The 13,969-nt window shown below is 54.0% G+C and carries 14 protein-coding genes, 2 tRNA genes and 1 rRNA gene; 4 read left to right on the forward strand and 13 right to left on the reverse strand.

Translation table 11 applies throughout. The features are described from left to right. Nucleotides 1–24 precede the first annotated feature (24 nt). A complete protein-coding gene (gene ppiC, locus WFK85_RS20135; RefSeq protein WP_008455569.1) occupies nt 25–306 on the forward strand; it encodes a peptidylprolyl isomerase PpiC in 282 nt (93 codons plus the stop codon). 29 nt (nt 307–335) lie between these two features. Here ppiC and WFK85_RS20140 read toward each other — a convergent pair whose 3' ends face one another. The 3 genes from WFK85_RS20140 to ilvC all read right to left on the reverse strand — a co-directional run bounded on the left by WFK85_RS20140 (nt 336) and on the right by ilvC (nt 2,715). Then, nucleotides 336–713: a hypothetical protein gene (locus tag WFK85_RS20140; protein ID WP_008455572.1), complete on the reverse strand. Its 378-nt coding sequence runs from the start codon at nt 711–713 to the stop codon at nt 336–338. Further along, nucleotides 710–1,150: an Rrf2 family transcriptional regulator gene (locus tag WFK85_RS20145; RefSeq protein ID WP_034807977.1), complete on the reverse strand. Its 441-nt coding sequence runs from the start codon at nt 1,148–1,150 to the stop codon at nt 710–712. The genes WFK85_RS20140 and WFK85_RS20145 overlap by 4 nt, the downstream gene beginning before the upstream one ends. A gap of 89 nt (nt 1,151–1,239) precedes the next feature. Further along, a complete protein-coding gene (gene ilvC, locus WFK85_RS20150; RefSeq protein ID WP_008455576.1) occupies nt 1,240–2,715 on the reverse strand; it encodes a ketol-acid reductoisomerase in 1,476 nt (491 codons plus the stop codon). Between the two features lie 165 nt (nt 2,716–2,880). Here ilvC and ilvY point away from each other — a divergent pair, with 165 nt between their 5' ends. Beyond that, on the forward strand, nt 2,881–3,774 hold the full coding sequence (gene ilvY, locus WFK85_RS20155; protein ID WP_008455578.1) for an HTH-type transcriptional activator IlvY: 894 nt from the start codon (nt 2,881–2,883) through the stop codon (nt 3,772–3,774). On the opposite strand, the gene ilvA is transcribed toward ilvY, so the two are convergent. The 6 genes from ilvA to ilvL form a co-directional block, all read right to left on the reverse strand. Further along, entirely contained in the window at nt 3,771–5,315 is a 1,545-nt protein-coding gene (ilvA, locus tag WFK85_RS20160; RefSeq protein ID WP_008455579.1) for a threonine ammonia-lyase, biosynthetic, read from the reverse strand. The genes ilvY and ilvA overlap by 4 nt on opposite strands. 2 nt (nt 5,316–5,317) lie before the next feature. Continuing rightward, nucleotides 5,318–7,168: a dihydroxy-acid dehydratase gene (gene ilvD / locus WFK85_RS20165; RefSeq protein WP_008455582.1), complete on the reverse strand. Its 1,851-nt coding sequence runs from the start codon at nt 7,166–7,168 to the stop codon at nt 5,318–5,320. Between the two features lie 73 nt (nt 7,169–7,241). Next, nucleotides 7,242–8,171: a branched-chain amino acid transaminase gene (locus WFK85_RS20170; RefSeq protein WP_039289201.1), complete on the reverse strand. Its 930-nt coding sequence runs from the start codon at nt 8,169–8,171 to the stop codon at nt 7,242–7,244. Between the two features lie 19 nt (nt 8,172–8,190). Further along, nucleotides 8,191–8,448, reverse strand: a complete 258-nt coding sequence (gene ilvM / locus WFK85_RS20175) for an acetolactate synthase 2 small subunit (RefSeq protein ID WP_008455586.1) — start codon at nt 8,446–8,448, stop codon at nt 8,191–8,193. Continuing rightward, entirely contained in the window at nt 8,445–10,091 is a 1,647-nt protein-coding gene (gene ilvG / locus WFK85_RS20180; RefSeq protein ID WP_336709237.1) for an acetolactate synthase 2 catalytic subunit, read from the reverse strand. Before ilvG ends, ilvM begins: the two co-directional genes overlap by 4 nt. A gap of 140 nt (nt 10,092–10,231) precedes the next feature. Further along, nucleotides 10,232–10,330, reverse strand: coding sequence for an ilv operon leader peptide (gene ilvL / locus WFK85_RS20185; RefSeq protein WP_071530467.1), 99 nt, complete (start codon nt 10,328–10,330; stop codon nt 10,232–10,234). A 353-nt stretch (nt 10,331–10,683) separates the two neighbouring features. Between ilvL and WFK85_RS20190 the strand changes: the two genes are divergently transcribed. After that, entirely contained in the window at nt 10,684–12,204 is a 1,521-nt protein-coding gene (locus WFK85_RS20190; RefSeq protein WP_166995839.1) for a YifB family Mg chelatase-like AAA ATPase, read from the forward strand. A 24-nt stretch (nt 12,205–12,228) separates the two neighbouring features. Here the strand turns inward: WFK85_RS20190 and WFK85_RS20195 are convergent, their stop codons facing one another. Beyond that, nucleotides 12,229–12,567 carry a DUF413 domain-containing protein gene (locus WFK85_RS20195; protein WP_008455591.1) on the reverse strand — a complete coding sequence of 113 codons (339 nt, stop codon included), beginning with the start codon at nt 12,565–12,567 and terminating at the stop codon, nt 12,229–12,231. A 119-nt stretch (nt 12,568–12,686) separates the two neighbouring features. Here WFK85_RS20195 and hdfR point away from each other — a divergent pair, with 119 nt between their 5' ends. Further along, nucleotides 12,687–13,511 carry an HTH-type transcriptional regulator HdfR gene (gene hdfR, locus WFK85_RS20200; protein ID WP_336709240.1) on the forward strand — a complete coding sequence of 275 codons (825 nt, stop codon included), beginning with the start codon at nt 12,687–12,689 and terminating at the stop codon, nt 13,509–13,511. A 79-nt stretch (nt 13,512–13,590) separates the two neighbouring features. Here hdfR and WFK85_RS20205 read toward each other — a convergent pair. From WFK85_RS20205 to rrf, 3 genes are all read right to left on the reverse strand, one after another. Continuing rightward, nucleotides 13,591–13,666: transfer RNA gene (locus WFK85_RS20205), tRNA-Trp, on the reverse strand. A 51-nt stretch (nt 13,667–13,717) separates the two neighbouring features. Beyond that, nucleotides 13,718–13,794: transfer RNA gene (locus WFK85_RS20210), tRNA-Asp, on the reverse strand. A 55-nt stretch (nt 13,795–13,849) separates the two neighbouring features. Beyond that, nucleotides 13,850–13,965 (reverse strand): 5S ribosomal RNA (rrf, locus tag WFK85_RS20215). Between the last annotated feature and the right edge of the window lie 4 nt (nt 13,966–13,969).

Consider the following 13,969-nt stretch of genomic DNA (forward strand, 5'->3'; position numbering starts at 1 on the left):
ATCAACATGACTCAAGGCACTATCATGGCAAAAACCGCAGCAGCACTGCATATCCTTGTAAAGGAAGAAAAACTGGCTCTGGACCTTCTGGAGCAGCTTAAAAACGGTGGCGACTTCGAAAAACTGGCGAAGAAGCACTCTACCTGCCCATCCGGCAAAAAAGGCGGCCATTTAGGTGAATTCCGTCAGGGGCAGATGGTTCCTGCGTTCGATAAAGTGGTCTTTTCCTGCCCGCTGCTGGAGCCTTACGGCCCGCTGCACACTCAGTTCGGCTACCACATCATCAAGGTGTTGTACCGTAACTAAGCCAAAGGCCGGGATATCCGGCCTTTTCTTTACTTTGTCGACTGCAGCGTCTGCTGAGCTTCATGCTTCAGCAAGTGCGTGCCGACCGCCATCTGGAATACTTTAAAAATAATGCCGTTCACGAAAGTGGTCAGCGTGAGGGTAATAAACGCCGTCATAATCCAGTCGATCACCGGCATCCCGCTGTGCAGCAAATAGGGACGGTAAATCAGCATTCCGGCAAACACGACCCAGTGGCTAAGGCAGTAGAAACATTGAAAGAGATGGCCCAGCATCGCATGCTTTTTCGCCGTCCAGCCGCGTAACCCTGCAAACAGTTCAGTTTGCGTTATCGTCATCGAAATACTGGCGGCGGCCAGGGCGATCATCAGACAAACTGGCAGATCCGTGGTTAAGGTTGAAATCATTCCTCATGCCCCTTTTCATTGAAATAGCTAATAAATTCGCTCCCGATATCTTGTAATGTCAGGCTTTTAAACCGCGCCAGTACCAGCTCTTCAGCCGCGGTAAACGTCTCGGACATCACTCGATTTACCCCCTGCTCCACCAGGCATTGCGGGTTTTCATTACGGTTACCTAGCGCAAACAGACCCGGCGATCCCAGCGCCAGATAAATATCCAGCAGCGTCACTTCGCTAGCCGGGCGGCAGAGTCTCCAGCCGCCGTGGTGACCTTTGGTTGAGCAGACGATGTTGTTCTCGCGCAGACCGGCGAGCACTTTACGAATAAACGCCGGATTGCCGTCGATAAAGGCGGCCATTTGTTCCGATGTGAGCGGTTTGTCCATCTGCTCCAGGTGAAGCAGGATGTGCAATGTTGCTGAGAAGGAGTTATTTATTTTCATGTAACTTACAATATTACATAAAAAGAGAGGCGGCAAGATAACAGGCACAAAAAAAGGCGCCGAAGCGCCTTTTTCATTTCAAAAACACATTAGCCAGCAACAGCGATGCGTTTCATATCGGTCATGTAGCCACGCAGTTTTTGACCCACTTTTTCGATTTCGTGGCTGCGAATGGCTTCATTGACGTCACGAAGTTGAGCGTTGTCTACCGCAGCGGCTGGGATCTCTTTACCCAGATCGCCCGGCTGCAGCGTGGTCATGAACTCTTTCAGCAGCGGTACGGCCGCGTAGGAGAACAGGTAGTTACCGTACTCAGCGGTATCAGAAATAACCACGTTCATTTCGTACAGGCGCTTACGAGCAATGGTGTTAGCAATCAGCGGCAGCTCGTGCAGGGACTCATAGTATGCCGACTCCTCGATGATGCCAGCGTCAACCATGGTTTCGAAGGCCAGCTCAACGCCTGCTTTCACCATGGCAATCATTACCACGCCTTTGTCGAAGTATTCCTGCTCGGAAATCTTACCTTCAAACTGCGGTGCAGTTTCGAAAGCGGTCTGGCCGGTCTCTTCACGCCAGGTATGCAGTTTCTTATCGTCGTTAGCCCAGTCAGCCATCATGCCGGAGGAGAACTCACCGGAGATGATGTCATCCATGTGTTTCTGGAACAGCGGAGCCATAATGGTTTTCAGCTGCTCGGACAGCGCGTTGGCGCGGATTTTTGCCGGGTTGGACAGACGGTCCATCATCAGCGTGATCCCGCCCTGCTTCAGCGCTTCGGTGATGGTTTCCCAGCCGAACTGAATCAGTTTTTCTGCATATGCAGCATCAGTACCTTCAGCCACCAGCTTGTCGAAGCACAGCAGAGAACCGGCCTGCAGCATACCGCACAGGATAGTTTGCTCGCCCATCAGGTCAGATTTCACTTCCGCAACGAAGGAAGACTCCAGCACGCCCGCACGGTGGCCACCGGTGGCCGCAGCCCAGGCTTTGGCAATCGCCATACCTTCGCCTTTCGGATCGTTTTCAGGGTGAACTGCGATCAGCGTTGGCACACCAAAACCACGTTTGTATTCTTCGCGCACTTCGGTGCCCGGGCACTTAGGTGCTACCATCACCACGGTGATGTCTTTACGAATGGTTTCGCCGACTTCAACCACGTTGAAACCGTGGGAGTAGCCCAGCGCCGCGCCGTCTTTCATCATCGGCTGTACGGCCTGAACAACGGAAGAGTGCTGTTTGTCTGGCGTCAGGTTAACAACCAGATCCGCCTGTGGGATCAGCTCTTCATAAGTACCCACTTTGAAGCCATTTTCGGTCGCTTTACGCCAGGATGCACGTTTCTCGGCGATAGCTTCCGCACGCAGGGCATAGGAAACATCCAGCCCGGAGTCGCGCATGTTCAGACCCTGGTTAAGACCCTGAGCACCGCAGCCGACGATGACGACTTTTTTACCTTTGAGGTAGCTTGCTTCATCGGCGAATTCATCGCGCCCCATGAAGCGACATTTACCCAACTGCGCTAACTGCTGACGCAGGTTCAAAGTGTTGAAATAATTAGCCATCGTAGAACTCCGTATGTGTCGTGTTGTGCTTATTGTAAGGGCTCTGCAGCCGTGTCGTGCTGCCTAGAATGAACCCACTATATGACAGGAAATGCGTTGCTTAAATTGATATATTAACAACATCGCGTTGCAATTATTGCAATGCAAAAACGAGGCTTGATGACCATGGATTTACGCGATCTGAAAACCTTTCTGCACCTGGCTGAAAGCCGCCATTTTGGGCGTAGCGCGCGCGCCATGCACGTCAGTCCCTCCACGCTTTCGCGCCAGATCCAGCGTCTGGAGGACGACCTCGGGCAACCTCTGTTTTTGCGTGATAACCGCACCGTGACGCTGACTGAAGCCGGCGAGCAATTACGGCTGTTTGCCCAGCACACGCTGCTGCAATATCAGCAGATGCGCCACACGCTTGGCCAGCAAGGTCCTTCCCTTAGCGGAGAGCTGCATCTGTTTTGCTCGGTGACCGCCGCATACAGCCATTTGCCGCCCATTCTGGACCGCTTCCGTGCTGAACATCCTTCCGTTGAAATCAAGCTGACCACCGGCGACGCCGCGGATGCGGTAGAAAAAGTCGACTCCAACGAAGCCGATCTCGCCATTGCCGGAAAACCAGAGTCCCTTCCGCCTGGCGTGGCTTTCTCAATGCTGGAAAATTTATCCGTGGCCTTGATCGCCCCCGCTTTGCCTTGCCCTGTCAGGGCGCAGGTAAGCCAACCGGAGCCAGACTGGGCCAAAATTCCGTTTATCATGCCCGAGCAAGGGCCCGTTCGGCGCCGTATAGAACTGTGGTTCCGCCGCCAGAAAATCAGTAACCCGGTAATCTACGCTACCGTCGCCGGCCACGAAGCCATGGTGTCAATGGTGGCGCTGGGATGTGGCGTCGCGCTGATCCCGGAAATCGTGCTGGAAAACAGCCCGGAACCGGTGCGCAACCGCGTGCTGGTTCTGGAACGTAACGATGAGAAAGCGCCGTTTGAACTGGGCGTTTGCGTACAAAAAAAGCGGCTCAATGAGCCGCTTATCAGCGCGTTCTGGAAGCTTCTACCCGGTAGCCATTAACCGGCCAGGAAGAAGCGGAACGCCGGGTTTTGCGTTTCGTCGTGACATTCGTAACCCAGTTCGTTGAGCCGGGTTTCGAAGTCCGGCTCATTTTCGCCCAGCTCAAACGCCGCGAGAACTCGCCCGTAGTCGGTGCCGTGGCTGCGGTAGTGGAACAGAGAAATGTTCCAGTGCGTCCCCAGCGTGCTCAGGAACTTCAGCAGCGCCCCCGGCGATTCCGGGAATTCAAAGCTGTACAACCGTTCGCGCAGCGGCTTCGAAGGTCGGCCGCCCACCATGTAGCGAACATGCAGCTTCGCCATTTCGTCGTCAGAGAGATCGACCACACCGTAGCCGCCTTCGCTGAGCTGAGCGATGATCTCTTTACGCTCTTCCAGTCCGCGAGTCAGTCGCACCCCAACAAAAATGCAGGCATCGTCAGAGCTGGCGTAACGGTAGTTGAACTCAGTGACCGAGCGACCGCCCAGCAGCTGGCAAAACTTCAGGAAACTGCCTTTTTGCTCTGGAATGGTGACCGCCAGCAACGCCTCCCGCTGCTCGCCCAGTTCACAGCGCTCCGAGACATAGCGTAGCCCGTGAAAATTCACGTTTGCGCCAGACAGCACATGTGCCAGGCGTTCGCCACGAATGTTGTGCTGCTGGATGTACTTTTTCATCCCCGCCAGCGCCAGCGCGCCGGAAGGCTCGGCGACAGCACGCACATCCTCGAACAAATCCTTCATCGCCGCGCAGATGGCATCGCTGTCCACGGTGATGATGTCGTCCAGGTATTCCTGGCACACGCGGAAGGTTTCGTCGCCGATGCGCTTAACAGCAACACCTTCGGCAAACAGCCCTACGCGCGGCAGCTCAACCGGGTGCCCGGCATCCAGCGCCGCCTTGAGACAGGCAGAATCTTCGGCTTCAACCGCAATCACTTTGATCTGCGGCATCAGTTGCTTGATCAAAACCGCTACGCCAGCCGCCAGGCCACCGCCGCCAACCGGCACGAATACGCGATCGATGTGCGCATCCTGCTGCAGCAATTCCAGCGCAACCGTACCCTGCCCGGCGATGACTGCCGGGTGATCAAACGGAGGCACGTAGGTGAAACCTTGCTGCTGAGAAAGTTCGATGGCTTTGGCTTTTGCCTCATCGAAATTCGCGCCATGCAGCAACACTTCGCCTCCGAAGGCCCGCACAGCATCGACTTTGATATCCGCAGTAGCCACAGGCATAACGATCAGCGACTTAATACCCAATCGCGTGGACGAAAGCGCGACGCCCTGAGCGTGATTTCCCGCAGAAGCGGTGATCACGCCACTGGCTTTTTGCTCGCTGTTCAGGCCAGCAATCATCGAATAAGCCCCGCGCAGCTTGAAGCTATGCACAGGCTGGCGGTCTTCACGCTTAACCAGAATGACGTTATCAAGGCGCGAAGAAAGCTTTTCCATTTTTTGCAGCGGCGTTACCTGCACAACTTCGTAAACCGGCGCGCGCAATACCGCGCGCAGATACTCTGCTCCGCCGGGGGCATCGGGTAGCGGTTGTGACTCAGCCATAATTAGCCTCCAAGCTTGCTTTTATCACGCACGGCGCCTTTATCCGCACTGGTGGCGAGGCTGGCGTAGGCGCGCAGGGCGAAGGAAACCTGGCGCTCACGATTGCGAGGCGTCCATGCCGCTTCACCGCGAGCTTCCTGCGCTTCACGACGTGCAGCCATTTCCTGATCGGTGAGCTGCAGCTGAATACCACGATTAGGGATATCAATGGCAATCATGTCGCCGTCTTCAATCAGGGCGATATTGCCGCCGCTCGCGGCTTCAGGAGAAACGTGGCCGATCGACAGACCCGAGGTCCCGCCGGAGAAACGGCCGTCGGTGACCAGCGCGCAGGCTTTACCCAGTCCCATAGATTTCAGGAAGGTGGTTGGGTAGAGCATTTCCTGCATGCCTGGCCCGCCCTTTGGTCCTTCGTAGCGAATAACAACCACGTCACCTGCAACGACTTTACCGCCGAGGATGGCTTCTACCGCATCGTCCTGGCTTTCATAAACTTTGGCCGGGCCGCGGAATACCAGGCTACCTTCATCCACGCCAGCGGTTTTAACAATACAGCCGTTTTCCGCGAAGTTGCCGTACAGAACGGCCAGGCCGCCATCTTTGCTGTAGGCATTTTCCAGTGAGCGAATGCAACCGTTAGCGCGATCGTCATCCAGCGTGTCCCAGCGGCAGTTCTGCGAGAAAGCCTGGGTAGTACGAATGCCCGCCGGACCCGCGCGGAACATCGTTTTCACCGCCTCGTCTTTGGTCAGCATGACATCGTATTGTTCCAGCGTCTGCGGCAGGGAAAGGCCAAGCACGTTTTTCACTTCGCGGTTCAACAATCCGGCGCGATCCAGCTCGCCGAGGATCCCGAGTACGCCACCCGCACGGTGCACGTCTTCCATATGGTATTTCTGGGTGCTTGGCGCGACTTTACACAGCTGTGGAACCTTGCGGGACAGCTGGTCAATGTCGGTCATGGTGAAGTCGATTTCAGCTTCTTGCGCGGCGGCCAGCAGGTGCAGAACGGTGTTAGTGGAGCCGCCCATGGCGATATCCAGCGTCATGGCGTTTTCGAACGCCTCTTTGCTGGCGATGCTGCGCGGGAGCGCGGTGGCATCATCCTGCTCGTAATAGCGCTTGGTCAGTTCAACAATGCGTTTACCCGCGTTCAGGAACAACTCTTTGCGGTCAGCATGCGTCGCCAGCAGTGAACCGTTACCCGGCTGAGACAGACCTAGCGCCTCGGTCAGGCAGTTCATGGAGTTGGCAGTGAACATACCTGAACAAGAGCCGCACGTTGGACACGCGGAGCGTTCAACCTGCTCGCTTTGCTCGTCAGAAACTTTCGGGTCCGCACCCTGAATCATCGCATCGACCAGATCCAGCTTGATGATCTGGTCGGAAAGTTTAGTTTTCCCGGCTTCCATCGGGCCGCCGGAGACGAAGATCACCGGAATGTTCAGGCGCAGCGAGGCCATCAGCATCCCTGGGGTGATTTTGTCGCAGTTGGAGATACAAACCATGGCATCGGCGCAGTGGGCGTTCACCATGTACTCAACCGAGTCGGCAATCAGCTCGCGGGACGGCAGGGAATAGAGCATACCGCCGTGCCCCATCGCGATACCGTCATCCACCGCAATGGTGTTGAACTCTTTCGCTACGCCGCCGGAGGCTTCGATTTGCTCGGCAACCAGTTTACCCAGGTCGCGCAGGTGAACGTGGCCCGGTACGAATTGGGTAAAGGAGTTGACGACCGCAATGATCGGTTTGCCAAAATCGGCGTCGGTCATCCCCGTTGCGCGCCACAGCGCGCGGGCACCCGCCATATTGCGGCCGTGGGTTGTAGTGGCGGAACGATACTTAGGCATGCTTTATTTACTCCAGTCTGTCGGGTAGCAGGCGGTCAGTTGCCGCCCGCCTGATTATATTTTTGTTTAAGGCTTACGGGTTTACCTGATCTAACCAGCCCCACTTGTCTTCGGTTTCGCCGGTGAACAGGCCAAAGAATGCCTGTTGAATACGTTTGGTGACCGGGCCACAGCGGCCTTCGCCCACCTGAATGCGGTCTACGCTGCGTACCGGGGTGATTTCAGCGGCGGTACCGGACATAAAGACTTCGTCGGCCAGGTACAGAGATTCGCGCGACAGCACCTGCTCACGGACTTCAATGCCCAGGTCTTTTGCCAGCTTGATGATTGCATCGCGGGTAATCCCCGGCAGCGCTGAAGAGGTAAATGGCGGGGTGTAGATCACGCCGTCTTTTACTTCGAACAGGTTTTCACCCGCGCCCTCAGACAGGAAGCCGTTCACATCGAGCGCAATCCCTTCCTGATAGCCGTGGCGGCGTGCTTCGCTGCCGACCAGCAGAGAAGAAAGGTAGTTACCGCCCGCTTTGGCCGCGGTAGGAATGGTGTTTGGTGCCGCACGATTCCAGGAAGAGACCATTGCATCAATCCCCTGATCCAGCGCTTCAGCGCCCAGATAAGCGCCCCACGGGAAAGCCGCAATGATCACGTCGGTGGTATACCCTTCCGGCGGATTAACGCCCATACCTACGTCGCCAACAAAGACCAGAGGGCGAATGTAAGCGCTGGTGAGATTATTTTTACGGATAACCGCACGACAGGCTTCCATCAGCTCATCCACGCTTTGCGATACCGGGAAGCGATAGATTTTTGCTGAGTCACGCAAGCGCTGCATGTGTTCACGATGACGGAACACCACTGGCCCTTTGTGCGAGTCGTAGCAACGGATGCCTTCGAAGACCGAAGTACCGTAGTGCAGCGCGTGGGACATTACGTGAACTTTCGCTTCTCCCCACGGAGTCATCTCGCCATTGAACCAGATGTAATCAGCTTTCTTGGTCGTCATTGTTCTCTTCCTTTTACGCTCAGGCGCGGATTTGTTGTGATGTTTGTGGCTGGATTTCAACGCAGGCAACGTCAACCAGCTTGCTTAATTGAGTAAACAGTAATTCGACTGGCCGCAGGCTAGCAACGGTCAATTCAATATTAATATTGTCGGTATTCCCCGCCGCGGCCATATTCATCGCGCAGATCTGGAATCCACGATGGCGCACTACGCGTAAAACACGTTCTAACGTTTCCGGGCGGAAGCGAGCCTGCACTGCGAGCTGATGTTGCATCATGATAATTTCTCCAGCATTTGCGAGTTACTGGCACCGGGCGGTACCAACGGCCAGACGTTTTCGTACTCATCGATCGAGACGTGAAGCATGTACGGGCCGTCGCTGTTCAGCAGGGCGTCTAACGCGGCTTCTACCTGGTCTTTACGGGTGATGTGCTGACCTGGAATGCCAAAGGCGCTGGCCAGCGTGAGGAAATCAGGGTTGTCGGTCAGGGTGGTTTCACTGTAGCGCTCTTCAAAAAACAGCTGCTGCCACTGTCTCACCATGCCCAGGCGTTGGTTATCGAGCAGCAGGATTTTGACCGGCAACTGTTTGCGCTTGATGGTGCCTAACTCCTGAACGTTCATCATGAAAGAGCCATCGCCGGAGACGCAAATAACCGTATCTTCCGGCCTTGCAACCTGAGCACCAACGGCGGCGGGTAAACCAAAGCCCATCGTGCCAAGCCCGCTGGAAGTGATGAAGTTCTCAGGGCGGGTGAAGGTCATGTGCTGTGCGGTCCACATCTGATGCTGGCCTACGTCGGTGGTCACAACGGCTTCTGCTGATTTGCGCTCGGAGAGCTGCTTCAGCAGCAAGGGGGCATAGATAGCCTGACCCGGATGATCGTAGCGCCACTGGTGTTCTTCGTTCAGGGCGGCGACATGCTGCTGCCAGGAGGCAATGTGCAACGGCTGTTGCAAGGCCGGTAAAAGCTGATTCAGCGGCCCCTGCAACGCGACATGCGCCTGGCGCAGCTTGCTCAGCTCCGCAGGATCGATATCCATGTGGATAACTTTGGCGTGCGGAGCAAAGGTATTCAGCTTCCCGGTGACGCGGTCATCGAAACGGGCTCCAACGGCCAACAGCAGATCGCATTCCTGAACGGCGAGGTTCGCCGCCTTGGTGCCGTGCATTCCCAACATACCGGTATAAAACGCATGGTCGGCCGGGACTGCACCCAGCCCTTTCAGAGTGACTGTGGAAGGCATACCCGTGACGGAAATAAACTCACGGAGCGCTGGAACCGCCTGCGCCATCCCAACGCCGCCGCCAACGTAAAGCATCGGCTTTTTGGCCTGAGCGAGCATTTCACGGGCCTGCTGCAATTCAGCCAACGGTAGGTGAGCATCATCTTCAACGGCAGATAACCAGGCCTCAGGCTCACCAATAGCCAACTGAATATCTTTTGGAATATCGACCAGAACGGGGCCTGGACGGCCAGAATTAGCAATCTCAAAGGCCTCGGCAAGGACACGCGGCAATTCATCAAGGGATTCGACGAGGAAACTGTGTTTGGTGCAGGCAAGCGACAGGCCGAGGACGTCAACTTCCTGGAAAGCGTCAGTCCCGATCAAAGGTGCAGCCACCTGACCGGTGATGGCAACCACAGGAACAGAATCTAAAAGTGCGTCAGCAAGGCCAGTTAACAGATTTGTCGCACCGGGGCCAGAAGTGGCAATACACACACCGGTTTTGCCCGTTGAGCGGGCATAACCAATAGCTGCCATGGCTGCACCTTGCTCATGGCGACACAGTAGATGTTCCACACCACCGTCGTACAACGCATCGTACACCGGCATAATCGCGCCGCCAGGATAACCGAAAACTGTTTCAACACCCTGCGCTCGCAACGCATGTACTACCCACTGTGCACCATTCATAGTTAGTTCCCCGTCTCATTACCGGAGAAACAGCATTTTATTCTGCAACACATACTCTGTTCCTCGCTTCACATTCTTCAGTCAACAAAAAACCCCCGGACCTTTCGGTGCGGGGGTTCTTTTCGATTCAGGCTTGATTTTTAAGCCTTTCTTTCTCCAAGTGCAGCCCCGCACGGTGGGATAATAATCACCACCACGCTAATCACGACCAGGCTAATCACTCGTAGAAGGGCTGTCATTTTCTGTATGTTCTAACGTCTAGTTCGAAGTAATGCCTACAGAGTTATCACAGAGTTGACGTAAAGCACAATATTTTTTTATGACGAAAAGATCGCCGTTGAAATTAATTAGCATAAAAACTATTTAATTTCAGTGCATAACGAGAAAGTGAAAATAATTCATAAAACTGGTCTGCTGAGGATATTTTCTGCGTAATACCAGTAAAAAGTTATTGTTCTGCGATCGGCTTCGCAGCCAGAGCTGTAAAAAAGAAAGCGGATAAAAAAGTCAGGGAGGTACTTCCCGGTGCATAAAACGAACAATATTTAATCTTTTATTGGCGCGGCAGAATGAAGTTTTTCACGGAGGAAAAATGTCACTGTCGGTTGTCTATACCAGAGCAGCACTCGGCGTTCACGCCCCACAGGTTACGGTTGAAGTGCATATCAGTGCTGGTTTACCAGGGCTTACGCTTGTCGGCCTGCCTGAAACTACCGTGAGAGAAGCCCGGGATCGAGTCAGAAGCGCATTGATCAATAGCGGCTACACATTTCCAGCGCGTAAAATCACTATTAACCTTGCTCCGGCAGATCTTCCTAAAGAAGGTGGCAGATACGATTTGCCGATTGCTCTGGCGCTGCTGGTTGCCTCTGAGCAGCTAAATACGCCCAAGCTGGCCAAGCTTGAGTTTATCGGCGAGCTTGCGCTGACCGGGGAGCTACGTGGGGTTTCTGGGGCCATATCATCCGCTATGGAGGCTTTGAATGCGGGGCGAGAAGTCGTGGTTGCCGCAGAAAATGAAGAAGAAGTAGCCCTGATCGCTAAACCGGGCTGCTTTGTGGCCACGCATCTGACCGAGGTATGCGCCTGGCTGGAAGGAAAACACGACCTCCGCACCCCGGTTAGCCCTGCGCTGTGGCAAGCTGATAGCCTGGAAGACATGAACGAGATTATTGGGCAAAGTCAGGGAAAACGAGCGCTGGAAATTGCGGCGGCTGGCGGGCATAACCTCTTACTGATAGGCCCACCAGGAACGGGTAAAACCATGCTGGCGAGCCGGCTCAATACGCTCCTTCCTCCTTTGAACGATGTTGAAGCATTACAGAGCGCTGCCATTCTGAGCCTGGTACAATCTTCGCATCTTCATCGCCATTGGCGTCAGCGTCCGTTCAGGGCTCCCCATCACAGTGCCTCGTTAACTTCCATCGTGGGCGGCGGGGCTATCCCGCAGCCAGGAGAAATTTCGTTAGCGCACAACGGCGTGTTATTTCTGGATGAATTACCTGAGTTTGAGCGCCGCGTACTGGACTCGCTTAGGGAACCTATTGAATCAGGTGAGATTCATATCTCTCGCACCCGGGCAAAAATCACCTACCCCGCGGATTTTCAGCTTATCGCGGCGATGAATCCCAGCCCTACAGGGCACTATGAAGGCAAACATAACCGTGCCACGCCCCAGCAGACTTTACGCTATATGAATCGACTCTCGGGCCCTTTTCTCGACCGCTTTGACCTCTCAGTGGATATCCCGCTTCTCCCGGCAGGAATGCTGAGTAAAACGAACCATCAGGAAGAAAAAAGCGAGAGAATAAGGGAAAGGGTAATAGAGACACGCGACAGGCAACTCTCCCGGCAGAACAAGCTAAATGCCCGACTCAGCAATCATGAGATACGCGAACACTGTGAGCTTGTGCCGAATGATGCAGTTTGGCTGGAGGAAACATTACTCAAACTGGGCCTGTCGGTCAGGGCATGGCAACGTCTTCTGAAAGTCTCTCGTACCATCGCGGATATCGAGCATTGCGAGAGTATTACTCGGGCACACCTCCAGGAAGCACTGAGCTATCGAACTATTGATCGGCTGCTCCTGCATTTGCACAGACTGACAGAATAAAAAACGGGGCTTTCGCCCCATTTTTTAATCATCACTATCGCTGTAGTCTTCAACCGTATCCATCTGCGGTTTACCGCCAGACAGGGTATGAAAACGTTTTGGACGCTTAATACGCGACATGTACTTGCTCCAGACACGTTCCGCTTCAGTAGCAGGCTCGCGCACACCACGGCATACGGCAACAAACTGCACTTCTTCTTCAGTGCCTGGTTCGCGCTTACCGAGATCCAGCTCATTGAACGCAAAGCCATGACGTTCTAACAGCTGTGCCTCTTTGATGGTGAAATCACCATGACGAGCAAACCCACGTGGATAATGTTTATTGTCGAAAAACCGATTAGTCGTCGTAAAGCTTTCCGCCATCCTACACGCTCCTGATTTTCTTGGCCGAGCTATTTATGGCGCGGAGTATTAGTTACGCTTGACAGAGTGTAAAACAAAACATTTAAATCATAACGACAAATTATTTTTTGGAGTAAGCCGTGGACACCGAATTACTTAAAACCTTCCTGGAAGTTAGCAGAACACGGCACTTTGGTCGCGCTGCAGAAGCACTTTATTTGACGCAGTCTGCGGTAAGCTTTCGCATCCGACAGCTCGAAAATCAGCTTGGTGTAAACCTTTTTACCCGCCACCGCAATAACATACGGCTGACAACTGCCGGGGAGCGCCTGCTGCCCTACGCAGAAAACCTGATGAATACGTGGTTAGCAGCGAAAAAAGAGGTATCACATACTTCTCAACATAATCAGCTCACGCTTGGTGCCAGCGCATCGCTTTGGGAATGTATGCTTTCTGAATGGCTCATTGCGCTTTATCAACAGCATAATGGCCTGCAGTTCGAAGCACGAATTGCACAACGTCAGTCACTCGTTAAACAGCTTCATGAGCGCCAGCTGGATTTATTGCTCACAACTGAAGCGCCAAAAATGGACGAATTTGCCAGCCAGTTGCTAGGTTACTTCAGCATGAGGCTTTATGGTCCTGCCGCGGAAAGCCGTAAAGCTTCACTCAACTATTTACGCATCGAGTGGGGTGCGGATTTTCACCAACATGAGGCCGAGCTCATTGGAAGTGATGATATTCCGGTATTAACTACCAGTTCAGCAAAAATAGCCTGCAAGCTGATCTCTGAACTTAACGGTTGCACCTTCCTGCCGATTGAGTGGGCAAAAGAACAGCCCGGGATCTGGCCTGTCCCCGAAAGCACAACGCTTTCCAGACCATTGTATGCTGTCTGGTTACAAAACACGGACAAACAGAGTGTTATCAAAGAATTATTGAAGACACCATTAAAGGCGCAGTAATGCGCTTTTAATAGCTAAGAATATAAAAGAGAGGAATTTTGGACAAAAAAAATCCTTTGCCTAAGCAAAGGATTATATATGGCAGGGGCGGAGAGACTCGAACTCGCGACACCCGGTTTTGGAGACCGGTGCTCTACCAACTGAGCTACGCCCCTAAATTTTCCTACTATTAAGCCTGCTTAAAGAGCAGGCTTAATTTTAATAAGTGGCGGAACGGACGGGACTCGAACCCGCGACCCCCTGCGTGACAGGCAGGTATTCTAACCGACTGAACTACCGCTCCACCGAATTTTTCTACAACCACCGGTTTGTTGCTCCGGTTTACTGCTTAATTTGATGCCTGGCAGTTCCCTACTCTCGCATGGGGAGGCCCCACACTACCATCGGCGCTACGGCGTTTCACTTCTGAGTTCGGCATGGGGTCAGGTGGGACCACCGCGCTACGGCCGCCAGGCAAA

The organism is Cedecea sp. VD22 (genome assembly GCF_037150195.1).
In the GTDB taxonomy this organism is placed as follows: Bacteria; Pseudomonadota; Gammaproteobacteria; order Enterobacterales; family Enterobacteriaceae; genus Cedecea.